Source organism: Sphingomonas aliaeris (genome assembly GCF_016743815.1).
In the GTDB taxonomy this organism is placed as follows: Bacteria; Pseudomonadota; Alphaproteobacteria; order Sphingomonadales; family Sphingomonadaceae; genus Sphingomonas; species Sphingomonas aliaeris.
In genome coordinates, this window is sequence record NZ_CP061035.1 from 1,101,486 (window position 1) to 1,126,081 (window position 24,596).

The 24,596-nt window shown below is 63.1% G+C and carries 21 protein-coding genes and 3 pseudogenes; 17 read left to right on the forward strand and 7 right to left on the reverse strand.

Translation table 11 applies throughout. The features are described 5' to 3' along the window. The first annotated feature begins 214 nt into the window (after window positions 1-214). Window positions 215-424 carry a hypothetical protein gene (locus H5J25_RS05005; protein ID WP_202095021.1) on the forward strand — a complete coding sequence of 70 codons (210 nt, stop codon included), beginning with the start codon at window positions 215-217 and terminating at the stop codon, window positions 422-424. After that, entirely contained in the window at window positions 381-2,180 is a 1,800-nt protein-coding gene (locus H5J25_RS05010) for a ribonucleoside-diphosphate reductase subunit alpha (protein WP_225883365.1), read from the forward strand. Before H5J25_RS05005 ends, H5J25_RS05010 begins: the two co-directional genes overlap by 44 nt. A gap of 88 nt (window positions 2,181-2,268) precedes the next feature. Here H5J25_RS05010 and H5J25_RS05015 read toward each other — a convergent pair whose 3' ends face one another. Next, window positions 2,269-2,529, reverse strand: coding sequence for a DUF2171 domain-containing protein (locus tag H5J25_RS05015; protein ID WP_202095022.1), 261 nt, complete (start codon window positions 2,527-2,529; stop codon window positions 2,269-2,271). 142 nt (window positions 2,530-2,671) lie between these two features. Here H5J25_RS05015 and H5J25_RS05020 point away from each other — a divergent pair, with 142 nt between their 5' ends. From H5J25_RS05020 to H5J25_RS05055, 7 genes and pseudogenes are all read left to right on the forward strand, one after another. Next, window positions 2,672-2,872, forward strand: a complete 201-nt coding sequence (locus tag H5J25_RS05020; protein WP_202095023.1) for a hypothetical protein — start codon at window positions 2,672-2,674, stop codon at window positions 2,870-2,872. Continuing rightward, complete coding sequence (locus H5J25_RS05025; protein WP_202095024.1) at window positions 2,848-3,186, forward strand: hypothetical protein; 339 nt, start codon at window positions 2,848-2,850, stop codon at window positions 3,184-3,186. Before H5J25_RS05020 ends, H5J25_RS05025 begins: the two co-directional genes overlap by 25 nt. A 5-nt stretch (window positions 3,187-3,191) precedes the next feature. Beyond that, the gene (locus tag H5J25_RS05030) at window positions 3,192-4,250 is read left to right on the forward strand and encodes a ribonucleotide-diphosphate reductase subunit beta (RefSeq protein WP_202095025.1); all 1,059 of its coding nucleotides are present in this window, start codon (window positions 3,192-3,194) and stop codon (window positions 4,248-4,250) included. A 59-nt stretch (window positions 4,251-4,309) separates the two neighbouring features. Continuing rightward, complete coding sequence (locus H5J25_RS05035) at window positions 4,310-4,894, forward strand: DUF4145 domain-containing protein (protein WP_202095026.1); 585 nt, start codon at window positions 4,310-4,312, stop codon at window positions 4,892-4,894. A 176-nt stretch (window positions 4,895-5,070) separates the two neighbouring features. Continuing rightward, window positions 5,071-5,751, forward strand: a complete 681-nt coding sequence (locus H5J25_RS05040) for a hypothetical protein (protein ID WP_202095027.1) — start codon at window positions 5,071-5,073, stop codon at window positions 5,749-5,751. 1,405 nt (window positions 5,752-7,156) lie between these two features. Further along, window positions 7,157-7,785 (forward strand): annotated as a pseudogene (locus H5J25_RS20570) (DUF4893 domain-containing protein). Between the two features lie 99 nt (window positions 7,786-7,884). Further along, on the forward strand, window positions 7,885-8,625 hold the full coding sequence (locus H5J25_RS05055; RefSeq protein WP_225883552.1) for a RodZ family helix-turn-helix domain-containing protein: 741 nt from the start codon (window positions 7,885-7,887) through the stop codon (window positions 8,623-8,625). A 12-nt stretch (window positions 8,626-8,637) separates the two neighbouring features. Here H5J25_RS05055 and H5J25_RS05060 read toward each other — a convergent pair whose 3' ends face one another. Continuing rightward, complete coding sequence (locus tag H5J25_RS05060) at window positions 8,638-11,277, reverse strand: putative bifunctional diguanylate cyclase/phosphodiesterase (RefSeq protein ID WP_225883366.1); 2,640 nt, start codon at window positions 11,275-11,277, stop codon at window positions 8,638-8,640. 146 nt (window positions 11,278-11,423) lie between these two features. Here H5J25_RS05060 and H5J25_RS05065 point away from each other — a divergent pair, with 146 nt between their 5' ends. Beyond that, complete coding sequence (locus H5J25_RS05065) at window positions 11,424-12,947, forward strand: fumarate hydratase (protein ID WP_202095029.1); 1,524 nt, start codon at window positions 11,424-11,426, stop codon at window positions 12,945-12,947. Next, window positions 12,947-13,858, forward strand: coding sequence for a DMT family transporter (locus H5J25_RS05070; RefSeq protein ID WP_202095030.1), 912 nt, complete (start codon window positions 12,947-12,949; stop codon window positions 13,856-13,858). Before H5J25_RS05065 ends, H5J25_RS05070 begins: the two co-directional genes overlap by 1 nt. A gap of 18 nt (window positions 13,859-13,876) precedes the next feature. Here the strand turns inward: H5J25_RS05070 and rdgB are convergent, their stop codons facing one another. Both rdgB and rph read right to left on the reverse strand, forming a co-directional pair. After that, window positions 13,877-14,527 carry an RdgB/HAM1 family non-canonical purine NTP pyrophosphatase gene (gene rdgB / locus H5J25_RS05075; protein ID WP_202095031.1) on the reverse strand — a complete coding sequence of 217 codons (651 nt, stop codon included), beginning with the start codon at window positions 14,525-14,527 and terminating at the stop codon, window positions 13,877-13,879. Next, window positions 14,524-15,241, reverse strand: a pseudogene (gene rph, locus H5J25_RS05080) (ribonuclease PH). Before rph ends, rdgB begins: the two are co-directional and overlap by 4 nt. Window positions 15,242-15,519: 278 nt before the next feature. On the opposite strand from rph, the gene hrcA reads away from it, so the two are divergent. The 4 genes from hrcA to H5J25_RS05100 all read left to right on the forward strand — a co-directional run bounded on the left by hrcA (window position 15,520) and on the right by H5J25_RS05100 (window position 19,545). Continuing rightward, window positions 15,520-16,572 carry a heat-inducible transcriptional repressor HrcA gene (gene hrcA / locus H5J25_RS05085; protein WP_202095032.1) on the forward strand — a complete coding sequence of 351 codons (1,053 nt, stop codon included), beginning with the start codon at window positions 15,520-15,522 and terminating at the stop codon, window positions 16,570-16,572. Window positions 16,573-16,596: 24 nt separating this feature from the next. Then, a complete protein-coding gene (grpE, locus tag H5J25_RS05090) occupies window positions 16,597-17,142 on the forward strand; it encodes a nucleotide exchange factor GrpE (RefSeq protein ID WP_202095033.1) in 546 nt (181 codons plus the stop codon). Beyond that, on the forward strand, window positions 17,139-18,137 hold the full coding sequence (locus H5J25_RS05095) for a cobaltochelatase CobT-related protein (RefSeq protein WP_202095034.1): 999 nt from the start codon (window positions 17,139-17,141) through the stop codon (window positions 18,135-18,137). The genes grpE and H5J25_RS05095 overlap by 4 nt, the downstream gene beginning before the upstream one ends. Window positions 18,138-18,318: 181 nt before the next feature. Then, window positions 18,319-19,545 (forward strand): threonine synthase, encoded by a 1,227-nt coding sequence (locus H5J25_RS05100; protein ID WP_202095035.1) that lies wholly within the window; start codon window positions 18,319-18,321, stop codon window positions 19,543-19,545. A 9-nt stretch (window positions 19,546-19,554) separates the two neighbouring features. On the opposite strand, the gene H5J25_RS05105 is transcribed toward H5J25_RS05100, so the two are convergent. From H5J25_RS05105 to H5J25_RS05115, 3 genes are read right to left on the reverse strand one after another with little or no spacing between them, the layout of a single operon-like run. Further along, on the reverse strand, window positions 19,555-19,929 hold the full coding sequence (locus tag H5J25_RS05105; protein WP_202095036.1) for a VOC family protein: 375 nt from the start codon (window positions 19,927-19,929) through the stop codon (window positions 19,555-19,557). Between the two features lie 51 nt (window positions 19,930-19,980). Next, entirely contained in the window at window positions 19,981-20,442 is a 462-nt protein-coding gene (locus H5J25_RS05110; RefSeq protein WP_202095037.1) for a vgr related protein, read from the reverse strand. Beyond that, window positions 20,439-20,897 carry a copper chaperone PCu(A)C gene (locus tag H5J25_RS05115; RefSeq protein WP_225883367.1) on the reverse strand — a complete coding sequence of 153 codons (459 nt, stop codon included), beginning with the start codon at window positions 20,895-20,897 and terminating at the stop codon, window positions 20,439-20,441. The genes H5J25_RS05110 and H5J25_RS05115 overlap by 4 nt, the downstream gene beginning before the upstream one ends. A 179-nt stretch (window positions 20,898-21,076) precedes the next feature. On the opposite strand from H5J25_RS05115, the pseudogene dnaK reads away from it, so the two are divergent. Together dnaK and dnaJ are read left to right on the forward strand one after the other, a co-directional pair. Next, window positions 21,077-22,985: pseudogene (gene dnaK / locus H5J25_RS05120) on the forward strand (molecular chaperone DnaK). 136 nt (window positions 22,986-23,121) lie between these two features. Continuing rightward, complete coding sequence (gene dnaJ / locus H5J25_RS05125; protein WP_202095038.1) at window positions 23,122-24,240, forward strand: molecular chaperone DnaJ; 1,119 nt, start codon at window positions 23,122-23,124, stop codon at window positions 24,238-24,240. The last annotated feature ends 356 nt before the right edge of the window (window positions 24,241-24,596 follow it).

Genomic DNA, 24,596 nt, shown 5'->3' on the forward strand with positions numbered 1-24,596 from the left:
TTGGGGTTGAGTTCGGGGGCGGACCCAAGGACTGGTATGGACCAACCCGCATCACCATGTTGCGGGGGAAGCACCGCGCCGTCGCCGGGTCCCCGGACAGGGTCAGAATTCGTGCTTGGATATGACCCGCAAATGGTAGCAAAGGGGTTCGCCCCTGATTCGAACGGATCGGGAACACCGATCCGCTGATACGGTTTCAGTGAGGACGTGAGCGATGGATTTCAGGGACAGCCAGGAAGCGAGCGGACAGATGGCAGGCGATACGATGGGCGAGACGATGGAAGCGGTGCAGACGATGGTCGCGGCGGCCGGTGCGGCGCTGCTGGGCGATAAGGGCGGCGCTGATCGCAAGCTGGAAACGCGCGGCGATCTCCAAGGAAGTGAAGCCGCAACTTTACCCGGTCGAGGTCGATCATTCGCGTGACGCATTGCTCACCGATTTCGGCAAGGACACGCTGACCGATCGGTACCTGTTGCCGGGTGAACGCTTCCAGGACCTGTTCGTCCGCGTCGCCTCCGCTTATGCCGACGATGCCGCGCATGCGCAGCGTCTGTATGACGCCATTTCGCAGCTCTGGTTCATGCCCGCGACGCCGGTCCTGTCGAACGGCGGCACCGGTCGCGGCCTGCCGATCTCGTGCTTCCTCAATTCCGTGCCGGACAGCCTCAACGGCATCGTCGACACCTGGAATGAAAACGTCTGGCTCGCCTCGCGCGGCGGCGGCATCGGCACCTATTGGGGCAATGTCCGCGGCATCGGCGAACCGGTCGGCCTGAACGGCAAGACCAGCGGCATCATCCCGTTCGTCCGCGTGATGGATTCGCTGACGCTCGCCATTTCTCAAGGCTCGCTGCGCCGCGGATCGGCCGCCTGCTATCTCGACATCAGCCATCCGGAGATCGAGGAATTCCTCGAAATCCGCAAACCCTCGGGCGATTTCAATCGCAAGGCGCTCAACCTGCACCACGGCGTGCTGCTGACCGATGCCTTCATGGAGGCGGTTCGCGACGGCACAGAATGGAATCTGCTCAGCCCGAAGGACCAGACCGTGCGCGCTACGGTCGATGCGCGGTCGCTGTTCCAGAAACTGGTCGAAACCCGCCTCGCCACGGGTGAGCCGTATATCGTCTTCGCGGATCACGTGAACAAGGCGATGCCGAAGCATCACCGCGATCTCGGGCTCAAGGTGTCGACCTCGAACCTGTGCAGCGAAATCACCCTGCCGACCGGCAAGGATCATCTCGGCAACGAACGCACCGCGGTCTGCTGCCTGTCCTCGCTCAACCTCGAGACGTGGGACCAGTGGAAGGACCAGAAGGGCTTCGTGGAGGACGTGATGCGCTTCCTCGACAACGTGCTGGAGGATTTCATCGCGCGCGCCGAACCCGGCATGGAACGCGCCGCTTACTCCGCCGCGCGCGAACGCTCGGTCGGGCTGGGCGTGATGGGCTTCCACTCCTTCCTCCAGGCGCGCGGCCTGCCGTTCGAAGGCGCGATGGCCAAATCGTGGAACATGCGCATGTTCAAGCACATCCGCGCGCAGGTCGATGAGGCTTCGATGCAGCTCGCGGTCGAACGCGGGCCGTGCCCGGACGCCGCCGACATGGGCGTGATGGAACGCTTCAGCTGCAAGATGGCGATCGCGCCGACCGCCTCCATCTCGATCATCTGCGGCGGCACCAGCGCGTGCATCGAACCGATCCCGGCCAACATCTACACGCACAAGACGCTGTCGGGCAGCTTCTCGGTCAAGAACCCGTATCTCGAAAAGCTGCTCAGCGAGAAATCGAAGAACAGCGACGCGGTGTGGAACACGATCCTCGAACAGGGCGGCAGCGTCCAGCATCTCGATTTCCTCAGCCAGGAGGAAAAGGATTGCTACAAGACCAGCTTCGAGATCGACCAGCGCTGGCTGCTCGAACTCGCCGGCGATCGCACGCCCTATATCGATCAGGCGCAGTCGCTGAACCTGTTCATCCCGGCGGACGTCGAGAAGTGGGACCTGCTCATGCTCCACTTCCGCGCCTGGGAACTGGGCATCAAGTCGCTCTATTACCTCCGCTCGAAGTCCGTCCAACGCGCCGGTTTCGCCGGTGGCGTCGAAGCCGACAACACGATCGACGCGCCGAAGTTCGAAGTCGAATCGAAGGATTACGATGAATGCCTCGCCTGTCAGTAAGGCGGGTCCCCTGACGCCAAAAGCCCCGGCCCGCATGGTGCGGACCGGGGCCTGTACCCCTGCGCGCCGGGGCGCAGGACGGATCGGCTCAGGCTTCTTCTTCGAAACCCACCGCGACGTCCGCGTTGGCGCTCAAACGCACCTGGTCACCCTCGACGCCGGCGACGAGGCCGCCCGAGATGTAATGGTGATGCCCCTCATGCGATCCCGATCCTTCGGAGACCTCGGCACCGCTGTCCTTCTTGGTCAGCTTGATGCGGTCTCCCTCGACATGGTCGACGGTGCCGACATGCACGCCGTCCGCGCCGATGACTTCCATATGTTCCTTGATTGCGCTCAGATCGGCCATCGTCGTAGCTCCTTCGTTACGGTTGCGGCATCTGAACGCGCGCCCGCCGGTTTGGATGCACGGTCATGAGGCATCGCGGATTTTACCCCGGATCCGGCCCCGGTCGCGCCAACCGATACGCCGCGCGCAGCGGAGCCGCCGCATGAGCTGGCAGGTCATCATCATGTTCGCGGTCGGCGCGGTGCTGGCGCTGGTCGGCGCCGGCCTGCTCCTCTCGCTCACCCGCCCGGCCGGCCCGGCCAAGGTCTATGTCTACCGCATGGTCGGCATCATGGCGCTGTCCGGCGGCATCGTCCTCGCCATGTCCGCCTTCGCGATGTGGGACTGGAGCACGCCGTCGTGATGCGCGCGTGGCCTCGACTACGTTCAGCCGGAATTTTCCTCGCGATCCTCGGATCGTTTCATCTGGTGTCTTCTCTTACCGGCTTTGGCGATTGGGTTAGGACGACACCACCCGCAACGAAGACTGTGCGTGCGATTGCCGCGCTGATCTTCGGCGGCGGAGGTCTGCTGGTGTTGCTGGGTAGCTTCTACGACGCAGAGATGAGGCGGGTCAGCTATCTCCTTACCGGCCTGTTCCTACTATCAATCGCCATCCTCAACGCCGCGCTCCTGTTCAGCGGTAAAACAACCTTTTCCCACCTTCTCTCGGAGTAACCCCCATGTCCCTCACCGAAGCCCGCAAGCAGTACAAGCCGTTCGAATACCCCTGGGCGTTCGATTTCTGGAAGCGTCAGCAGCAGATCCACTGGATGCCGGAGGAAGTGCCGCTGGGCGAGGATTGCCGCGACTGGGCGCAGAAGCTCAGCGATCACGAACGCAATCTGCTCACGCAGATCTTCCGCTTCTTCACCCAGGCGGATGTCGAGGTGCAGGATTGCTATCACGAGAAATACGGCCGCATCTTCAAGCCGACCGAGATCAAGATGATGCTCGCCGCGTTCAGCAACATGGAAACGGTACACATCGCCGCGTACAGCCATCTGCTCGACACGATCGGCATGCCCGAAAGCGAATATGGCGCCTTCCTCGAATATAGCGAGATGAAGGACAAGCACGATTATCTTCAGACATTCGGCGTCGACAGCGACGAGGATATCGCAAAGACGCTCGCCATGTTCGGCGGCTTCACCGAAGGGCTGCAGCTGTTCGCCAGCTTCGCCATGCTGATGAACTTCCCCCGCTTCAACAAGATGAAGGGCATGGGCCAGATCGTCACCTGGTCGATCCGCGACGAAAGCCTGCACTGCGAAGGCATCATCAAGCTGTTCCACGCCTTCTGCAAGGAACGCGACTGCTTCACCAAATCGGTCAAGTCCGACATTCGCGAGATGTGCCAGCACACCGTCCATCTCGAGGACAATTTCATCGACCTCGCGTTCGAAATGGGCCCGGTCAACGGCATGACGCCCAAGGAGATCAAGAAGTACATCCGCTACATCGCGGACTGGCGCCTCAACCAATTGGGCCTGAAGCCGATCTACATGGTCGACGAACACCCGCTGCCCTGGCTCGCCCCGATGCTCAACGGCGTCGAACACGCCAACTTCTTCGAACAACGCGCCACCGAATATTCGAAGGCCGCGACCAAGGGCAACTGGAACGAAGTCTGGGACGGCTTCGACAAGCGCCAGAAGGCGAAGGCTGGGCCTGCCGCTAACGAGGATCCGACGAGCGGCGAGGGGGATATGTTCTCGCGCGCTGGCGTGGCGGCTGAGTGAGTACGTCTTTTCAGCACGATTGTCCGCATTGTAGCACCAGACGCGCGGGCTTTCGTGTCATGGCTCAGCATGTTTTACGTTCAGATAAAGCTATAAACTTTGTTATTGCGATATGCGGAGTTTGTGACTTTCCGTCTTTATACCGTTGCTTTGATTTCAAGTATTCTAGTCTTGGCGTCGGGAAAGACTTGACGAAATTTGAGACGGATTTCCCGGGAGATAGATTTGCAATAGCCGATATTTGGCCGTCAACGGGAGGAGATACTCCTCCCGATTTGCCAGATAATGTTGCAAAATTTTTCGAGCAGGGAACGAATAATGAGCGTGCCGAACATTGGGACGCCGCAGGTGCCATGTTTAGAAAGGCGCTGGACGTGGGAACTAAGATAATAGACCCTTCCTTTTCAAATAAGAATTTGTCTCAAAGGATTAATCTCCTTCGTGAAAGCGGAAGGCTTACGTCTGATTTAGCCGCGTGGGCCCACGAGGTTCGTATCGACGGCAACGAGTCCGTTCACGGTAATGATCCTGAGACTCGAGAGGATGTAGTCGCTATTCATCAATTTTGCCGAGCTGTACTTCTTTACACTTTCTCAATGCCGGCTTTAGTTGCCGCCCGAAAAAATCCAGACGCTAAAGTTTAGCTTGGCGCGAGGCTCGCTCAAGAGTTTTGATATTTTTTGAATGACGCTCGACGCTAGCCGATAATAGCGGCGATATCGTCGATGTAATAAAGATTAGGCTTCAATGTATGCTTAATTCCAGCGGTAAGTGGTTCATATCGACGCTTTCATATATTGCCCGATTAGAGGGGTGCTTTATGATAGGCAAAGATGTCAAGATGAATAAATCTGGGTTGGCAGCTATAAAGCAGACCTCGGTTATACTGCGCAAGCATCTGCTGCATGCTAACGTTCCGGCTACTATTGGTGCATTAGATGAGCTGATCAAGATTTGCGATTACGTCGCGATTCCCGATGCCGCAACCTTGGCACTATGGCTGGGACAGGTTACCTCAAGGCTGCAGGATGAGATCAGTTCGAGAAGTATTATTCTTCTATCGGGCGACGAGGCGAGAATGTTTTCTCCTGAGATAAAAAAGTCTATTCAAGACGCCTTCCCGCAGACCATTGAAGATTTGGAGGAAGCGTCAAAGTGCTTGGCCTTTGGCAGGTTCACAGCGTCGGTTTTTCACCTGATGAGAGGCATGGAGGGGGCGGTAAAGGTTCTATGCAGACATCTAGATATCGTAAACGTGGACCTTGATTGGGGGAAGCTGCTAAGTGCTATGGAATCCAAGATAAAAGATCTGCCTAAGGGAGAAAATAAGGACAAATGGTCTGAAAGTCATGTTCATCTTTATCACGTAAAGCAAGCGTGGCGTAACGGGACGATGCATCCGAAAAAAACCTATTCTGAGGAGCAGGCCGTCGAAGCATTTAGAGCAGTCAATAGCTTTATGGGGCATCTTGCTATGTTAGTACAGGGGCCGAGTGCCTAAGTTGTGGTCCCGAATGTCTCGAATATACCTTCTATCTTGATGAAATTAAATTTCGGCGTTGGGTGGGTTTAAAATCCACCTAGAAGCGGGTAGTTTGCTCTTCTTGGATATCTAATGCGGGGAAGTAAGCCGCCCCAACCACACCCCGTTCGTCCTGAGCCTGTCGAAGGACTGCCTTCCTTCGTGCCACGCATCCCGGTTGCGCAACGAGAAAGACGATGCTTCGACAAGCTCAGCATGATCGGTGGTGGGGAGGCGACACACCCGCCCGCACACACTCACCCGCACCCTTGCCACCACCCACCCGCACAAACCCCGCCTAACCCCCACACCACACCCCTGTCCTACACCAACCCATCTGGTTAAACCCCGCCCCTCCACCGCCCGAGGGGAGCGAAGCATGGCCAGACGTCGTCGCGCACCGAAACCGCGCAAGCCGGTGCAACCCCGCGCCTTCGTGCCCGTCCCCGGGTGCCAGCGCAGCGACGGGTGGACGCCCGAGCGGCAGGTCGCCTTTATCGAGGCGCTCGCGCAATCGGGCTGCGTGACGGAGGCATGCGCGGCGGTCGGCAAGTCGCGGCAGGCGGCGTACCGCCTGCGCACCGATCCGCGCGCCGCCAGTTTTCGCCTCGCCTGGGAACGCGCGCTGACCGTCGCGATCCGGCGCATCGCCGACAATGCCTATTCGCGCGCGCTGAACGGCGTCGTCACCCCGATCTTCTTCCAGGGCGAACAGGTCGGCGAACGCGTCCGGCACGACGAACGGCTCGTCATGTTCCTGATGCGATACCGCGACACGCATTATTACGGCCGCGCGCGCGACAGCCAGATGCCGAAACCAGATCTGGACGAGGCCGCGCAGGATCTCGACGTTGCGCTTCAGGCGGTCGAGGGCGATGCGATCGACGCCGAACTGCGCGCGGAGGACGATGAGGACGCATGGTCCGCGATCGAGCGCGAGGAATGGGAGGCGCAGGTCCGCCGGGAATCCGGAACGGACGCCGGCACGCCGCTGCTCCACCCCGGCGAACCCTCACACGATGCCGATCCCCCGCCGGCGCACGCAAGGGGCCGGCAAAGGGCGGGACGTAGCGTCAAGTTCGTCAACTTCGCCTCGCGCAGAAGCCTCCGCCCGCCGCCCGATCACGCCATCCTGCGGCACCATCCACCATCCGACGACACCCGACGCCACCGACCGGATCGGGCAGGCGACGAACCTCCACGTTCGCTTCGTCCCGCGCTTCGACCATCCCCGCCGGGGCAGCCGAATCGTTTACCTTCTGTTAACCTCTCGACCGGTAGCTCGGTTAAGGACTTGGCCACCAGCGCCGCACCGGGAATTTCTTGGGGGAAATCCATGCTGTTTGGGATCAACTTTCGCCACGCGCGGCGGGCCGTTCCGCTCATGCTCGCCGGGCTCGCGCTTGCGGGGCTTTCCGGCTGCGCCACGACGACCGAATCGCGCCCCAGCGTGTCGAGCGAGGTCGTGCCCGACAAGGCGTGGCAGGGCGTCATCCTGCCCGCCGATGCCGCGCGGCTCACCGGCTTCGCCGCGCAATGGACGCCCGCGCTCGCCGCCGCGCGCCCGCGCTACGCCGCCGCGCTGGCGAAGGAGGGGGCGTTGCTCGATCCGGCCGTCACGCTGGATCACGTCGCGCTGCCGCCCGGCTCCTATCGCTGCCGCGTCGTGAAGCTCGGCGGCCCGCGTCGGCTCGCCGCGTTCCGCACCTTCCCGCCCGGCTTCTGCTATGTCCGGGGGAGGGGGCGAACCTGTCCTTCAGCAAGCAGACCGGCGACGAACGTCCGGTCGGCTGGCTCTATCCCGATGGCGATCGCTACGTCTTCCTCGGCACCTATGCGCGCGGCGACGTGAAGGCGCCGTCATACGGGGCGCCCGGCGCGCGCAATGCGCTCGGCCTGGTCGAACGCGTCGCGCCGTTCCGCTGGCGTCTGACGCTCGCGCCCGCCGACGCCACCGCGTTGCTGACGGTCTACGAACTTACCCCCGTCCCACTGGAGCAGCAGGCGAAATGATCCCCGGTCGCGGTGGGCGGAGTGTGCGGCGGGTGGAACGACGGCGGCTTGCCTTGCGTTAAGATGGCCAACTTCCTGATTTGAATTGAGGTTTCCCCCATGCGCATCGTTCCCGCGCTCCTGCCGGTGGTCATGCCGGCCGCGATCCTGTTGCTCGGCGGCTGCTCGTCCCAGGGCAGTTCGTCCAATAGCAGCGTCGATATCGAAACCGCCGCCGAGCAGGCGCAGACCAGCATCGACAATTACGCCGCGACCACGCCCGCCACCGGGCAAGACAGCGTGCCCGTCAATGCGATCGCCCCGTCGGCACCCGGTCTGAACCAGGCCGCGCCCGTCGCGCCGACGGGACCCCGGCCGACGCCCGCCGCCAGCCTCGCCCCGCTCGATCCGCCCGCGCCCGGCACGCCCGGCGGCCTGCCCGATGATCGCACGCCGATCTCCGAAGCGCCCTTCACCCCGGACAGCGCGCAGGGCGCGGCGAACGTCGTCCAGACCTATTACGCGCTGCTGGGCGAGAAGAAGTACCGCCAGGCCTGGGCCTTGTGGGGCAATGGCGGCAGGGATTCGGGCATGTCCGCCGACGCCTTCGCCGCAAGCTTCGACAAATACAGCGAATATCACGCCAATGTCGGCGCCCCCGGCCGCATCGATTCGGGCATGAGCCAGCGCCGCGTGACCGTCCCGGTGCAGGTCTATGGCCGGCTGAAGGCGGATGCGAAGCCGGTCTACATGCTCGGCACCGTGGTGCTCCACCGCGTCGTCCCCGGCGTCAGCGACGTGAAGGCGGACCAGAGCTGGCATCTTCAATCCGCCGACATCAAGCCCCGGCCGCGCGGCTGACGCGGGCGGGGGTCAGGCGGATCGGCGGATCGCGGCGGCGGCGGGGGCGGGCTGGCTCAGCCGCTCCATGTTGAAGTTCTGGGCGAATTCGATCCCCGCCTTGCCATCCGCCGCCCAGCGCAGCTTCGCCGGGAACATCTGGTCCTCCAGCAATTCGATCAGGATATCGATCCCCGCCGCGTCGCCGTCGATCTCGATCCCGTCGATCATCGCGCCCGTCGCCGACATGTTGCGGATCCGCACTTCGCCCTCCGCCCCCTCGGTGGTGATCCGCGCGCTGCGCAGCATCGACGATCGCGGGCTGCGGCTCGCCCGGAATCCGACCGCCGTCGCCATCCCGCCCGTCGCCTGCAGATGCTCGATCACCACCGCCGCGCGCGCCGCCTTGCCATACACATAGCCCTGGATATGGCTGCACCCCAGGTCGCGGATCAGCTGGATCTCGTCCTGCACCTCGACGCCCTCGGCGGTCGTCTCCATCCCCAGCGTATCGGCCAGCGTGACGATCGCCTTGATGATCGCCGCATTGCGGTTGCCCGCGATCGCCGCGCCCTTGACGAAGCTCTGGTCGATCTTGATCTTGTCGAACGGCGCCTTCTTCAGATAGCCGAGCGACGAATATCCGGTCCCGAAATCGTCCAGCGCCAACCGCACGCCGATCCCCTTCAGCGCCCTGAACATGTTGTCCGACGATGCGCTCTCGTTCAGGAACACGCCTTCGGTGATCTCCAGTTCCAGCCGTTCGGCGGGAATGCCCGACCGCGCCAGCGCGCTCGTGACGATCGCCGGCAATGCCGGATTGGCGAACTGGATCGGCGATACATTCACCGCGACGCGGATCCCGTTCGGCCATGTCGCCGCATCCTCGCAGGCCGTCCGCAGCACCCATTCGCCGATCGCCTCGATCAGCCCGCAATCCTCCGCGACCGGGATGAAGTCCGCCGGCGATACCGCACCGCGCGTCGGATGATCCCACCGCAGCAGCGCTTCATACCCGACGATCCGTTCGCTCCGCGTGCAGACGACCGGCTGATACGCGACATGGAACTCGTCCTGCGCCAGCGCCTTGCGCAGGTCGTCCTCCAGCTGCTTCCGTTTCTGCGCGCCCAGCAACAGTTCGGCACGATAGAAACGGTGGATCCCGCGCCCATCCGCCTTCGCCGCGTAAAGGGCCAGATCCGCATTGCGAACCAGCGTCTCCGAATCCGCTCCATCCTCCGGCGCGATCGCGATGCCGATCGAACAGCCGATCGTGATCGACGATCCATCGATGAAATACGGCTGCGACAACGACGCGATGATCGTCCGTGCCAGTTCCGCCAGCCGATCACGATTGGCTTCGCGCGGCAGCACGACCTTGAATTCGTCGCCGCCCAGTCGCCCGACCAGCCCCGCATCGCCGACGCTGCGTTGCAATCGCTGTCCCACCTGTTTCAACAACGTGTCGCCCGTCTGATGGCCAAGCGTATCGTTCACCGCCTTGAACCTATCGAGATCGAGCAGGAACAGGGACGTCGCGCGCGTTCCCGATTGCGGCGCTGCCAGCGTCTGGTCCAGCGACAGCCGCATGCGCTGACGGTTGGCCAGCCCGGTCAACCCGTCGAACAAGGCGAGGCGGGTAATCTCCGCTTCCGACTGCCGCTTCTGAGTCAGGTCGCTGCCGCTGCCGACAAAGCCCTGGAAGCGGTTCATCGCGTCCATCATCGGTCGGCCCGAAATCGACCACCACCGCTCCGCAACGTCGGCGACCGGTCGCACGGAATAGTCCGCAAACGACGTGCGCGACGACAGATGGAACCCCAGCGTCCGTTCCGTGTCGGGGGACGCGCTATCCACTTTGAAGACCGCGGTCAGCAACTGCCCGATCGCGGACGCGCCGTTGGCCGCCACTTCCTCTGCCACCTTGGTCGACAGATAGACGAGACGCCCGTGGCGATCGGTCTGCCAGAACCAGCCGCTGCCGTGATCCTCGAATTCATGGACCAGCCGCCGCGCCAACGCGTCCTGATTGCTCTGCGCAGCACGCGCCGCCGCCTTGATATGATCCAGCCGCGCCATCCCCGCGATCGTGAATGCGAGACAACCGAAGAAGGTGATGGCGATACCGCTCATCACTCCGATACCGACCGCAACCATGATCCCGACGACCATCGCCGCAGCAAAGCTCAGCAAGGCCGCGCGAACGGATTGCATAACCGTGATCGTCACGACGATGGCGCCGAACACCGCGATGAAGTTCGCCAGTTGCCAGATCACGATGTCGATATCGGCCGCCATCCACAGCATCGCGAACAGCCCGGCGCCGAGCCCGGCTCCCGCTGCCGCGACCAGCCTCACCTGCAGATGTGGCGCAAGGCGGACCGCCCCGATCTTCGCGACCGCCAGCGCCGCGATCCCCAGGATCAGCGTTATGGCGGCATAGAGGCTGAGCAGAAGCGTGGCTTGCTCGTCCCGTTGCTGCGCCGCCGTCCACAGCATCAGCGCACTGGCAAGACCTTGGGCGATCAGTGCGGCCGGCCATCCACCGCCGAATTGCGCGAATTGGTGCTGTTGCGTTTCCGATATGCGCTCCTCGTCGGCGCCGAGCATCAGGTCGCTCCACACCTTCTTGGCGATGAGAGGGATCGATGATGGGGATGGGAGGCTGCGCATCTATCCGTTGGCGTAACGAAACAGGTTTGGGAAATGCTTTCCGGGTCTGGTTAAAAGGAAGTTACGCCACCAAAACGGGTGAAATACTTGGCCCCGCCGCCGCTCCCGCATATGGAGACGTCGATCCGTACGCCCGAGGACTATCCATGACGACCATCATCCGTGAAGCCGACTTGATCGAAAGCGTCGCCGACGCGTTGCAGTTTATCAGTTATTTCCATCCGATGGATTACATCCGCGCGCTCGGCGAGGCGTATGAAGCCGAGCAATCGCCCGCCGCCAAGGACGCGATCGCGCAGATCCTCACCAACAGCCGCATGTGCGCGGAGGGGCATCGACCGATTTGCCAGGATACCGGCATCGTAAACGTATTCGTCAAATGGGGTATGGATTGCCGCTTCGACGACACGAGCCGGTCGTTGCAGGAGATCGTCGATCAAGGCGTGCGGCTCGCCTACCTCAATCCCGAGAACAAGCTGCGCGCATCTGTTCTGGCGGATCCGGCATTCACGCGGCGCAACACGAAGGACAACACCCCCTGCGTCCTCCACGTCGAGATGGTTCCCGGCGCCACCGTCTCGGTGGACGTTGCGGCGAAGGGCGGCGGGAGCGAGAACAAGTCGAAGTTCAAGATGATGAATCCCAGCGACTCCATCGTCGATTGGGTGCTGGAGATGTTGCCGCAGATGGGGGCCGGCTGGTGCCCGCCCGGCATGCTTGGCATCGGCATCGGCGGCACGGCGGAACATTGCGTGTTGCTGGCCAAGCAGGCGCTGATGGAGCCGATCGACATGGGGCCGCTCAAGGCGCGCGGACCGAAGACCGATATCGAGGCGCTGCGCATCGAGATATTCGACAAGGTGAACGCACTCGGCATCGGCGCACAGGGGCTAGGCGGGCTTTCGACGATCCTGGATGTCAAGATTCTGGATGCGCCGTGTCATGCCGCGGGCAAGCCGGTCGCGATGATCCCCAATTGCGCCGCGACCCGACACGCGCACTTTACGCTGGACGGTTCGGGTCCTGCTTTACTCGAAGCGCCTGATTTGAACGAATGGCCGAAGGTCGACTGGAAGCCCGATCAGGCAGCGATCCGCGTCGATCTGGACGCATTGACGCCTGAGATCGTCGCCACCTGGAAGCAGGGCGACCGTTTGTTGTTGAATGGCAAGATGCTCACCGGACGCGATGCGGCGCACAAGCGGATCAAGGACATGCTGGATGCGGGCGAGCCGCTGCCGGTCGAGTTCGCCGGCCGCGTGATCTACTATGTCGGTCCGGTCGATCCGGTAGGCGAAGAAGTGGTCGGACCGGCCGGTCCCACGACGGCGACCCGTATGGACAAGTTCACCCGGATGATGCTCGGTCAGGGGCTGCTGGCGATGGTCGGCAAGGCGGAACGCGGCGCGGATGCGACCAATGCGATCGCCGAAGCGAAATCTGCTTATCTGATGGCTGTCGGCGGCGCCGCCTATCTCGTCGCTCGCGCAATCAAGGGCAGCAAGGTCGTGGGCTTTGCCGACCTCGGCATGGAAGCGATCTACGAATTCGAGGTTCGGGATTTTCCGGTGACGGTGGCGGTCGATAGTGAAGGCCAGAATGTTCATCAACTGGCGCCGCTTGTGTGGAAGGAGAAGATCGCGCGCGAGCGGTTGCTCGAGCGGGCGTGATGATCTGGGTCCCGGCGACCCTGTTCGCCGGGGCTTTGCAGGCATGGCGGACGGCGGTGCAGCGCCGTGTCAGCAAGGGCATGTCGGTCAATGCGGCGGGGCTCGTACGTTATCTGTACGGCCTGCCGTTTGCCGTCGCGATCGCCGGAACATATCAATGGGTGATCGCGCCGCTGCCGCACTTCCCAAGTATCGGCAGCCACTTCCTGCTATTCTGCGCCGCCGGGGGGATCGCGCAGATCATCGCGACCAACCTGTTGCTGATGGCGTTCGAGGAACGGAACTTCGTCGTGGGTACGGCCTATTCGAAGACCGAGGCGGTGCAGAGCGCGTTGCTGTCGGTCGTCCTGCTGGGTGACCGGCTTGCCCCCTTGGTCTGGCTCGGAATCGCGAGCGGTGTGGCCGGGGTGATGATCCTGTCGACCGGGGGCAAGCGGATGGGGCCGCGTGAGCTGTTTCGCGCAATCGGTCAGAGATGCGCAATCTACGGCATCGCGTCGGGGCTTTTCTTCGCCTTGACGACGATCGGTATCCGGCGCGCGACGATGGAGATCGGGACGGACGACCATATCCGCGCCGGCGTGCTCACGCTGGCTGCGACGGTGCTGATCCAGACGGTCTTGCAGGGCGGCTATCTGGTGTGGCGCGAACGCGATCAGGTCGCCTTGGTATTCGCCAACTGGCGCGTCGCCGGACAGGTCGGCTTGATGTCGTCGCTTGGATCTGCGTGCTGGTTCACGGCCTTCGCATCGGCACCGGTCGCGCTGGTCCGGATCGTCGGACAGGTCGAGATCGCGTTCACGATGGCGTTCGCGCATTTCTATTTGGGCGAGCGGATGGCACGCAGCGAAGGCGTGGGATTGATCCTGGTCGCGATCGGGGTCGTGCTGGCCTTGGCGGGGGCGCTGTAGCGTCGCCCCCGCGACCGCCTAGAGTACGGCGGCTACCAACTGCTTGAACGCCTCTGCGCGGTGGCTGATCGCCTGCTTCGCCGCCTGATCCATCTCCGCGAAGGTCTGGGCCTGCCCATCCGGCACGAATACCGGATCATAGCCGAAGCCCAGATCGCCACGGGGCGGCCAGGTCAGCATGCCATCTGCGCGTCCTTCAAACCATTCGACGTGACCGTCCGGCCAGGCGAGCGCGAGCACGCTGACAAAATGCGCCCGGCGGCTGATATCGGGACCCAAGGCGGCCAGTTTGTCCTCGACCTTGCCCATCGCCAACATCCAGTCGCGTGTGCCATCGGGCGTTTCGGCCCAGTTGGCGGTATAGACGCCGGGGTCGCCGTTCAGCGCGTCGACGCACAGGCCGCTATCGTCGGCAAGCGCGGGAAGGCCCGACAGGTCGGCCGCCTGCATCGCCTTCAGTTCGGCATTTGCGACGAACGTGGTGCCGGTTTCCTCGGGTTCGGGCAGATCGAGTTCGGCCGCTGAAACAGGTTCGATCCCGAAGGGGCCGAGCAGTTCGCGGATCTCGCGAACCTTGCCCGCATTGTGGCTGGCGATCACCAGCTTGCCGGGTTTCAGCTTTCGGATCGCCTGCGGGATGTCACCCAGAGAACCATCGCTTGCGCTCATTTTGCCACTGCCTTCGCTTGTGCCGCGAAGATATCCGCGCAGCCGATACGAGCCAAACGCAGCAGGCGCAAAAGAGCTTCCTCGTCATAGGTCGCGCCCTCTGCGGTCGCCTGAGCCTCCGCGATGTTGCCGTTTTCGAGCAATACGAAATTGGCGTCGGCATCCGCAGACGAGATCCTCGATATAATCGAGGTCGAGCACCGGCGTGCCCTGATAGATGCCGCAACTGATCGCCGCGACCTTCTGCGTCAGCGGATCGGCGGTCAGCTTGCCGCTGGCGAGCAGTCCGTCGATGGCGAGCCGCAAGGCGACCCATGCGCCCGAGATCGACGCGGTCCGCGTGCCGCCGTCCGCCTGGATCACGTCGCAATCGAGCACGATCTGGCGTTCGCCGAGCAGCTTCATATCGGTGACGGCGCGCAGCGACCTGCCGATCAGCCGCTGGATTTCCTGCGTCCGGCCGGACTGCTTGCCCTTCGCCGCTTCGCGATTGTTGCGCGTATTCGTTGCGCGCGGCAGCATGCCATATTCCGCCGTAACCCAGCCTTCGCCCTTGCCACGCATGAAAGGCGGCACCTTTTCCTCGACGGAAGCTGTGACCAGCACCTTGGTATCGCCGAAGCCGATCAGCACCGACCCCTCGGCATGCTTGGTGAAGCGCGGTTCGATCGTGATGCTGCGCATTTGGTCGGGCGTGCGGCCGGATGGGCGCATGATATATCTCCGTAGGCAATAGTTTGGCCGTGCCGTAGTGGGTGCCGTTGACCGTGTCACCCCCGGGTCACCCCACGGAGCAGCCGGCGAAGTTCACAGAAAGTCACACGGTATCGGTCCTCTCCAACGCATCCAGCGAGCCACAGCACTCGTTGGACCGCGCAGTACCGTTTCAACGATTTACCAACATTGCAAGTCCACTCGGCCATCGTCGGCCGGCGACATCGCGCGGGAGATGTGCCGTTGAGCCTGCCGACGATCTCCCCCATATCATCGGCATGCCCGTTCCACCGATCAGCGACCTGAACGACCGCGCCCGCGACGTGTTTCGCGTGGTGGTGGAGAGTTACCTGCACACCGGTGCGCCGACAGGGTCGCGGACGATCGCGCAGCGGTCGGGGCTGAACCTGTCGCCGGCGTCGATCCGCAACGTGATGCAGGATCTGGAGGAACTGGGCCTGATCGCGGCACCGCACACCAGCGCGGGGCGGTTGCCGACCGAATCCGGGCTGCGGCTGTTCGTCGACGGAATGATGCAGGCGCTGGAGCCCAATGCGGAAGAACGGTCCGCGATCGAGCGGCAGGTGACGCAGCCCGGCCCCGTCGAGGCGGCGCTGGCCGCGACCACGGCGGCACTGTCGGGCCTGTCCGCCTGTGCCGGACTGGTGATGGTGCCGAAGCGCGAACTCGTCCTGCGGCAGATGAGCTTCGTCCCGCTATCGCAGGACAAGGCGCTCGCGGTGCTGGTAAGCGAGGAAGGTGCCGTCGAGAATCGCGTGATCGACCTGGCACATGGCGTCGATCCGTCCGTCCTGGTGCAGGCCGGCAACTACATGACGGCGATGCTGTCGGGCCTGACTTTGTCCGAGGCGCGCGAGAAGATCGGGCGGGAGATCGGCGAGGAGCGTGCGATGCTGGACGATGCCGCGCGCACGCTGATCGAGCGTGGGCTGGCGGTGTGGAGCGAGGATGGCGATCGCCGTCCGGTGTTGATCGTACGCGGTCAGGGGCGGTTGATCGACGCGGCGGATGCGGTGCAGTTGCAGCGGATCACCGAATTGCTCGACGATCTGGAGGGCAAGCAGGAGATTGCCGAACTGCTGGACAGTGCGAGCGCGGGGGACGCGACGCGCATATTCATCGGCGCGGAGAACAAATTATTCTCCCTGTCCGGATCGTCGGTGATCGCGAAACCGTTCCGCGGACTGGACGGCCGGGTGGTCGGCGTTGTCGGCGTGATCGGGCCGACGCGGTTGAACTATGCCCGCGTCGTGCCCATGGTGGATTTCACGGCCGCGACGCTCGCCAGACTGGTGGGCCGCGGCGCTTAGATTTTGGGATTTCGGAAGAGCACGATGATCGAAGACGACAAGATTGCGACAGACGGCGCGGACCTGCGCGAGGAAACCGCCGAAGCGGCACCCGAAGTGGCGCAGCACGACCGCGTGAAGGAACTGGAAGGCGAATTGGCCGAGACCAAGCAGTCGCTGCTTTATGCCCATGCCGAGGCGCAGAACATCCGCCGCCGCGCCGAGAAGGAAGCGCAGGACGCGCGCGCTTATGCCGCGACGGCGTTCGCGCGCGACCTGTTGTCGGTCGCGGACAATCTCGCACGTGGCCTGGAAGCCATTCCGGCCGAATTGCGTGGCGACGAAAAGATGAAGGGTCTGGTCGCCGGGCTGGAAGCGACCGGCCGCGAACTGGATTCGGTGTTCGCGCGGCACGGCATCACCAAGATGACCGTGATGGGCGAAACGCTCGATCCGAACCGCCACCAGGCGATGTTCGAACTGCCGAGCGACGAGAAGCCCGGCACGGTAGTCCAGGAGATGCAGGCTGGCTATATGATCAAGGACCGCCTGCTGCGTCCGGCATTGGTGGGCGTGGCCAAGGCGGGTTGAGTCCCAACGAAATTTATTGGGGAGGTCTTGGCCAGATCGTCCTGACCACGGGGTTCTTCGGTTGGCTGTTTTGGGCCTTTGCTCGTCGCAAGGGCCATAAACGGAGTGTTCAGGACAGCCGAAAGGACGAACCCTATCGGCGATACACCACAGCCCACGACCTGACATTGCGTGCGCGGGATGTGCCGCGCACGCTCGCAACGGACGAGTATCTCGTCGCTAAAGGCTGGGTGTTGCAGGATCAGGCGATCTGGCAACGAAAAGCGAATATGGCTCGCGAGATATCGCATTCTTTCTCGGCATCCCTGGCAGGCGATATCGCGGAGATGTTCCGTGACACCAAAGCGGACGACTGGGCTATCTGCCTGCTGATCGATCATTCCGGATCGATGCGCGACGACCCAATCATCTACACAGCGGCGACGGCACGCGGGGTGTCCGATGCGCTAGTCGCCGCAGGCACCAAAGTGGCGGTGCTGGGCTTCTCCACCGTTGGGTGGAAAGGCGGCCGGGCGCGACAGGATTGGTTGTGGCAGGAGCAGCCGAGGCGCCCGGGTAGATTGTGCGCCTTGCTGCATATTGAATATCAGACGTTCGGAGAAACGCTGTCCGAGCAGGATTGGGAAGTGATGACCCACCCCGATCTACTTCGCGAAAACGTCGATGGCGAGGCGCTCGAATGGGCGGTTTCGGTGATTGCGGATCGCCCCGAACCGCACAAGCTGATCGTTATGTTGTCCGATGGCGCGCCGGTCGACGATGCTACACTGACCCATAACGGGCCAAGCCTGCTGGATCGACATCTGATGTCCGTCATCGATTGCGTCGAGGCCGAGGGAAAGATCATGCTAGCCGGCTTAGGCATTGGTTTTGCGGTGGATCGCTATTATCCCCGATCCCGTTCAACGGCGGATTTGACCGAAATGCCGCATGCCTTGATCGGTTTAATCGGGGATGTCGCGAACGACGTTCGCCAAGGAAGACATGAACTATGATTGAATGTTCGACGGAATCCGGGGCGATCCCGTTTGCGGAATATGCATCGGAAATGGCGTGTCGTAGGGAAGTGGTAGGTCCGGTCGAAATACCGCGCAACTCCGGGAGGTATGGCACGGAGAGCAAACGCGCCTTGCTGAAGGCGCTCGAACAAACAGGTGCATGGTAGTGAGTCCGGCTATGCTCAATCCAAACCTCACCACCGATCGCCCGACGTTCGTCACGCATCTCGAATGTTCGCTGACGGGTGAGCGGTACGAGGCCGACCGGCTGCATGGCCTGTCCAGTGCCGGGCGCCCCTTACTCGTCCGCTACGACCTGCCGGCGATCAAGGCGTCCCTGCCCAAGGCGATGCTGGAGGCGAGGCCGACCGATCTATGGCGGTGGCGCGAGCTGCTGCCGGTGCGACGGACGAGCGATATCGTTAGTCTGGGCGAGATCGAGACTCCGCTGATACCGCTGACCCGGTCCGGCGGCCCGAACGTGCTGGTCAAGGACGAGGGGCGCTTGCCGACCGGCAGCTTCAAGGCGCGCGGGCTGGTGATGGCGGTGGCGATGGCCAAGGCGCTGGGCGTGACGAAGATCGCGATGCCGACCAACGGCAATGCGGGCGCGGCGCTCGCGGCCTATGCGACGCGGTGCGGGATCGAGACGATCGTCTTCTGTCCGGACGACACGCCCGAGATCAACGTGCGCGAGATCGCGGTGCAGGGGGCGCGGGTGTACCGCGTGAACGGGCTGATCGACGATTGCGGCGCGATCGTCGGCCGCGGCGCGGCGCAGGGCCTGTGGTTCGATTTCTCGACGCTGAAGGAGCCGTACCGGATCGAGGGCAAGAAGACGATGGGGCTGGAGCTGGCCGCGCAGTTCGGCTGGCAGCTGCCGCAGGCGATCTTCTATCCGACCGGCGGCGGCACCGGACTGATCGGGATGTGGAAGGCGTTCGACGAACTCGAGCAACTCGGCTGGATCGGGCCGGAGCGGCCCCGCATGTATGCGGTGCAGGCGAGCGGCTGCGCGCCGATCGTCCGCGCGTTCGACGAGGGCGTCGAACATGCAGAACGGTGGGAGGATGCAGCGACCGTCGCGGCAGGCATTCGCGTGCCAAAGGCGGTCGGCGATTTCCTCATCCTGCGTGCGGTGCGCGAAAGCGGCGGCAAGGCGATGGCGGTGGGCGATCCGGCGATCCTGCAGGCGGTGGACGACGCGGCGAAGAAGGACGGGCTGTTGCTGTGTCCCGAAGGCGGTGCGACGTTGGCGGCGTACCGCGAGGCGCTGCGGCTCGGCTGGATCGACGAGGATGAGAGCGCGGTGCTGTTCAACTGTGCGACGGGGCTCAAATACCCGATGCCGCCGGCGAATGCGAAGGTCGACCGGCATACGGAGATCGATCTGGCGGCGTTGTGATCGGCGTCCTCAACCGCTGTTGAGGTGCAGGATGTTGCCATCGGGATCCTTGAACCACACCATCCTGAAATTGCCGGTGCGGTGGACGCCGTCTGCGAACGTCGTGTCGGGCATGCCGTAGCGCTCGAACGTCACGCCCTTCGTGGCAAGTTCCGCCGCGATACGCTCGATATCGTCGCCCACGTCCCAGACCACGGAATTGGCGCGGTTCGTTCCGGCCTGGTCGGAGACATAGACGACGAGCGTGGTGCCGCCGGTATCATACTGGACGACGTGGTCGCTGGCGCTGGTATGCGTCAGCCCCAGCGTGTCGCCATAAAAACGGCGCGCTGTCGCAAGGTCACGGACAGCGACGATGGCGGATGACGTTTTGTCTTTCAGCATGAGCGTTCTCCTGCGGCGACCATTAACCGATCAATGTCGTATTTCGCTCCGTCAGCCGCCGCGCGTGAACGGCAGGATCGTTTCGTACTGCTGAAGCGCCGGTGCGCCGGGGACGGTGCAGCCGCAGCGGAGCAGGAAGGCGTGGCGGACGATCTCGGCCTGCTGTTCCAGCCCGTAGCGATGAAGCGGCAGTCCCGGGCGGATCGCATAATCGTAGCGGCAGAAGGGATGACGTTTCAGCGGCAGGAAGATACCCTTCTGATGCTGCCAGATATGCGTCATCTCGTGCAGGAACAGCGCCTGGATCGCGCGGTCGGCGACGGCGAAATCGTCGCGGTAGAGGGTTCCGTGCGGGTGGAAGTGGATGTTGCCTGTCGGCGCCATCACCGTATCGCGCGGCTGGAAGAAGGCCCATTTCTTCTGGATGATGCGGACGGGCGCGTAATCGATCGCGGCACCGAACATGCCACGCGCGAGCTCGGTCTCGCCGGGGGTGAGCGGACGGGCCGTCATTCCTCCGGTACGGGGTCGCCGGCGGCGATCGCGACGGCGTTGGTGCGGACGCGCAGGCCATCGGCGAAAGTCAGCAGCAGCGGCACTTTCGACCCGCGTTTGATACCTGGGTTCATATCGAACAGCATGACGTGCTTGCCGCCGGGTGCGAATTTCACCTCGCCATGCGCGGGCAGGGGGACGGAGGCGAGCGGCTTCATCGCCATCATGCCGCCGGACTTCATCGATTCATGCATTTCCGCACGGATCGCGACATTGCTCTGGACGCTGAGCAACGTGGCGTCCGTCGCGCCGCCGTTCAGCGTGAAGTAACCGGCGGCGGCACCGCGCGAGACCGCGGGCAGGCGGACATAGGCATTGTCAACGGAAACGACCGCAGGCGGGCTGCATCCGGCGAGCGCGAGCGCGGCGATCGTCAGGGCTGACGCGAACGTCGGGGGCAATGGGACGCGCACGGTGATCGTCTCCCGCTTTGGGATGGTTTGGGGGGAAGCTTCAAGCGACTCTACGGTCGGGACAATCTTGCGGCAAGCGGAAGCCGCCCTATATCGCCTTCAGTGAAGTGCCGCGGCCCCGTGAAAAGGTTCCGTGGCCGCGATGTAATTTTTTAAAGAGACGGGGACCAAACAGGACCATGGCTAAAGTTATCGGTATCGATCTCGGCACGACGAACTCCTGCGTTTCGGTGATGGAGGGCGGCAAGCCCAAGGTCATCGAGAATGCCGAGGGCGCACGCACCACGCCGTCGATCGTTGCGTTCGCCAAGGATGGCGAGCGGCTGGTCGGCCAGCCGGCGAAGCGCCAGGCGGTGACCAATCCGGAAAATACGGTGTTCGCGGTGAAGCGGCTGATCGGCCGTCGCTTCGACGATCCGATCACCAAGAAGGATACGGAGCTGGTTCCTTACCACATTGTCAAGGGCCAGAATGGCGACGCATGGGTACAGGCCGGCGGCAAGGATTATTCGCCGTCGCAGATCAGCGCCTTCACGCTTCAGAAGATGAAGGAAACCGCCGAGGCCTATCTCGGTGAGACGGTGACGCAGGCGGTCATCACCGTACCGGCCTATTTCAACGACGCGCAGCGCCAGGCGACCAAGGATGCCGGGCAGATTGCGGGTCTGGAAGTGCTGCGCATCATCAACGAGCCAACGGCGGCGGCGCTCGCCTATGGTCTCGACAAGGACACGAACAAGACGATCGCGGTCTATGACCTTGGCGGCGGTACGTTCGACATCTCGATCCTGGAGATCGGCGACGGCGTGTTCGAAGTGAAGGCGACCAACGGCGATACGTTCCTGGGCGGCGAGGATTTCGACAACACCTTGCTTAACTTCCTGGCGAGCGATTTCCAGAAGGCCGAAGGCATCGACCTGACCAAGGACAAGCTGGCGCTGCAGCGTCTGGAAGGAAGCGGCCGAGAAGGCGAAGATCGAACTGTCGTCCGCCGCGACGACGGAAGTGAACCTGCCCTTCATCACCGCCGACCAGAACGGCCCGAAGCATCTCGTCAAGCAGATCACCCGCGCCGATCTGGAGCGGCTGGTCGAAACGCTGATCCAGCGTACGCTGGAACCGTGCAAGAAGGCCCTTGCGGATGCGGGCGTCAAGGCCAGCGACATCAGCGAAGTGGTGCTTGTCGGCGGCATGACGCGCATGCCCAAGGTGCGTCAGGTCGTGAAGGACTTTTTCGGCAAGGAACCGCATTCGGGCGTCAATCCGGATGAAGTCGTGGCGATGGGCGCCGCGATCCAGGCGGGCGTGTTGCAGGGCGACGTCAAGGATGTGCTGCTGCTCGACGTGACGCCGCTGTCGCTGGGCATCGAGACGCTGGGTGGCGTGTTCACCCGCATGATCGATCGCAACACGACGATCCCGACCAAGAAGAGCCAGACCTATTCGACCGCCGACGACAACCAGGGCGCGGTGACGATCCGCGTGTTCCAGGGCGAGCGCGAGATGGCGGCGGACAACAAGATGCTCGGCCAGTTCGATCTGGTCGGCATTCCGCCGGCACCGCGCGGCGTGCCGCAGATCGAGGTCACGTTCGACATCGACGCCAACGGCATCGTCAACGTGTCGGCGCGCGACAAGGGCACGGGCAAGGAACAACAGATCCGCATCCAGGCTTCGGGCGGTCTCAGCGACAAGGACATCGACCAGATGGTCCGCGACGCCGAGCAGTTCGCCGAGGACGACAAGAAGCGCCGTGCGGCGGCCGAGGCGAAGAATAACGCCGACAGCCTGATCCACACGACCGAGCGTCAGCTGGCCGACAATGGGGACAAGGTCGATGCGAGCCTGAAAGCCGAGATCGAGGTGGCAATCGCCGAAGCCAAGACCGCGGTCGAAAGCAACGATCCGGAGGCGATGAAGACGAAGTCCGACGCGCTCGCACAGGTCGCGATGAAGCTGGGTCAGGCGATCTACGAGAAGCAGGCGCAGGCCGAAGCGTCTCCGGATGCCGATGCCGGTGCGGAAGCGCCGAAGGAAGACGTGGTCGACGCCGAATTCTCGGAAGTCGACGACAACCAGAAGTCGTAAGACATTCGCCCTCCCCGGATCCGGGGAGGGCGGTCGAACCAAGCGAAGGCAGGAGAGGGGTAGTGGCACATATCGAACTGCCCGCTGCCCCTTTTCCAATTCTCTTCCCCTGTGGGAGAGGGCTTAAGGGCCGGATATGACAAGCGAAGTCGATTTCTACGAACTGCTCGAAATCGAGCGCACCGCGGACGATGCGACGATCAAGTCGTCCTACCGCAAGCTTGCGATGAAGTATCACCCGGACAAGAATGCCGGGTGCAAGGATAGCGAAGGTCGCTTCAAGGCGATCAGCGAAGCCTATGATTGCCTGAAGGATCCGCAGAAGCGCGCGGCCTATGACCGGTTCGGCCACGACGCGTTCCGCAATGGCGGCGGCGGTGGTGGCGGCCAGGGTGCCGGCTTCGGCGATTTCGGCGACATTTTCGAGAACATTTTCGGCGAATTCATGGGCGGGCAACGTGGCCAGCAGCGTGGCCCCCGTCGCGGCGCGGACCTGCGCTACGACATGGAAATCACGCTGGAGGACGCGTTCCAGGGCAAGTCGAGCGAGATCACCGTCGACGTCTCTGCGCAGTGCGACTCCTGCCACGGCACCGGTGCGAAGCCGGGCACCAGCGCCAAGCATTGCGCGACCTGCGCCGGGCACGGCAAGGTTCGCGCGCAGCAGGGCTTTTTCGTCGTCGAGCGGACGTGCCCCACCTGCCACGGCGCGGGTCAGGTGATCGCCGATCCTTGCGGCAATTGTCACGGTGAAGGCCGGGTCGAGAAGACCAAGACGCTGACCGTCAACATCCCGCCGGGCGTTGACGAGGGGACGCGCGTTCGCCTGACCGGTGAGGGCGAGGCAGGTGCGCGGGGCGCACCTCCGGGCGACCTGTACATCTTCCTGCACGTCGCGCGGCATCCGATCTTCGAACGCGAAGGCACGACATTGTACGCGCGCGCGCCGATCAGCTTCACGACCGCGTCGCTGGGTGGGGAAATCCACATCCCCGGACCTGATGGCGTCAATCACCAGATCAAGATTCCGGCCGGCACGCAGAGCGGTCGCGAACTGCGCCAGCGCGGTGCGGGCATGCCCGTCCTGCAAGGCCGCGGCCGCGGCGATCTGGTCGTCAGGATCGAAGTGGAGACGCCGACCAAGCTGAGCGCCAAGCAGAAGGCGCTGCTGGAACAGTTCCGCGAAACGGAAACCGGCGAGTGCAATCCGCAGAGCGAAGGCTTCTTCCAAAAGATGAAGAGCGCCTGGGGGTGATGCCCGGAGCCGCGTCTGGCTGAGCGCCGGCGCGGTTCGACCGGCACCCACCGTTCGTCCTGAGCTTGTCGACGGGGCGGGAAAACCGGGACAGGTGCTTCGACATGCTCGGCACGAACGGTCTTGAATATAATTGCCGCGTTTAAGATGCGGCTGGGTCGCCGACAGCGAGCCAATCGGGATTGGCGTAACGTGCAGGAATATCGTGGAGACGGAGGCCGTGTCCGCCCCTTCCGGTTTGTCGAAAAGGGCGGCCTTGGCCGATGGATCAGAAGGCGAAGAGCGCCCCGACCACCAGCGATTGAGCCGCAAGGGCCAGCATAGCGCTGACGACGGCTTCAAAATTACGCATCGAT

Excerpts from the sequence above, each read along its gene's own strand:
- H5J25_RS05005 (WP_202095021.1), top strand. The coding sequence starts at position 215 with ATGGATTTCAGGGACAGCCAGGAAGCGAGCGGACAGATGGCAGGCGAT.
- H5J25_RS05015 (WP_202095022.1), bottom strand. The coding sequence starts at position 2,529 with ATGGCCGATCTGAGCGCAATCAAGGAACATATGGAAGTCATCGGCGCG.
- H5J25_RS05020 (WP_202095023.1), top strand. The coding sequence starts at position 2,672 with ATGAGCTGGCAGGTCATCATCATGTTCGCGGTCGGCGCGGTGCTGGCG.
- H5J25_RS05030 (WP_202095025.1), top strand. The coding sequence starts at position 3,192 with ATGTCCCTCACCGAAGCCCGCAAGCAGTACAAGCCGTTCGAATACCCC.
- H5J25_RS05035 (WP_202095026.1), top strand. The coding sequence starts at position 4,310 with ATGGCTCAGCATGTTTTACGTTCAGATAAAGCTATAAACTTTGTTATT.
- H5J25_RS05040 (WP_202095027.1), top strand. The coding sequence starts at position 5,071 with ATGATAGGCAAAGATGTCAAGATGAATAAATCTGGGTTGGCAGCTATA.
- H5J25_RS05055 (WP_225883552.1), top strand. The coding sequence starts at position 7,885 with ATGCGCATCGTTCCCGCGCTCCTGCCGGTGGTCATGCCGGCCGCGATC.
- H5J25_RS05060 (WP_225883366.1), bottom strand. The coding sequence starts at position 11,277 with ATGCGCAGCCTCCCATCCCCATCATCGATCCCTCTCATCGCCAAGAAG.
- H5J25_RS05065 (WP_202095029.1), top strand. The coding sequence starts at position 11,424 with ATGACGACCATCATCCGTGAAGCCGACTTGATCGAAAGCGTCGCCGAC.
- H5J25_RS05070 (WP_202095030.1), top strand. The coding sequence starts at position 12,947 with ATGATCTGGGTCCCGGCGACCCTGTTCGCCGGGGCTTTGCAGGCATGG.
- rdgB (WP_202095031.1), bottom strand. The coding sequence starts at position 14,527 with ATGAGCGCAAGCGATGGTTCTCTGGGTGACATCCCGCAGGCGATCCGA.
- hrcA (WP_202095032.1), top strand. The coding sequence starts at position 15,520 with ATGCCCGTTCCACCGATCAGCGACCTGAACGACCGCGCCCGCGACGTG.
- grpE (WP_202095033.1), top strand. The coding sequence starts at position 16,597 with ATGATCGAAGACGACAAGATTGCGACAGACGGCGCGGACCTGCGCGAG.
- H5J25_RS05100 (WP_202095035.1), top strand. The coding sequence starts at position 18,319 with ATGCTCAATCCAAACCTCACCACCGATCGCCCGACGTTCGTCACGCAT.
- H5J25_RS05105 (WP_202095036.1), bottom strand. The coding sequence starts at position 19,929 with ATGCTGAAAGACAAAACGTCATCCGCCATCGTCGCTGTCCGTGACCTT.
- H5J25_RS05110 (WP_202095037.1), bottom strand. The coding sequence starts at position 20,442 with ATGACGGCCCGTCCGCTCACCCCCGGCGAGACCGAGCTCGCGCGTGGC.
- dnaJ (WP_202095038.1), top strand. The coding sequence starts at position 23,122 with ATGACAAGCGAAGTCGATTTCTACGAACTGCTCGAAATCGAGCGCACC.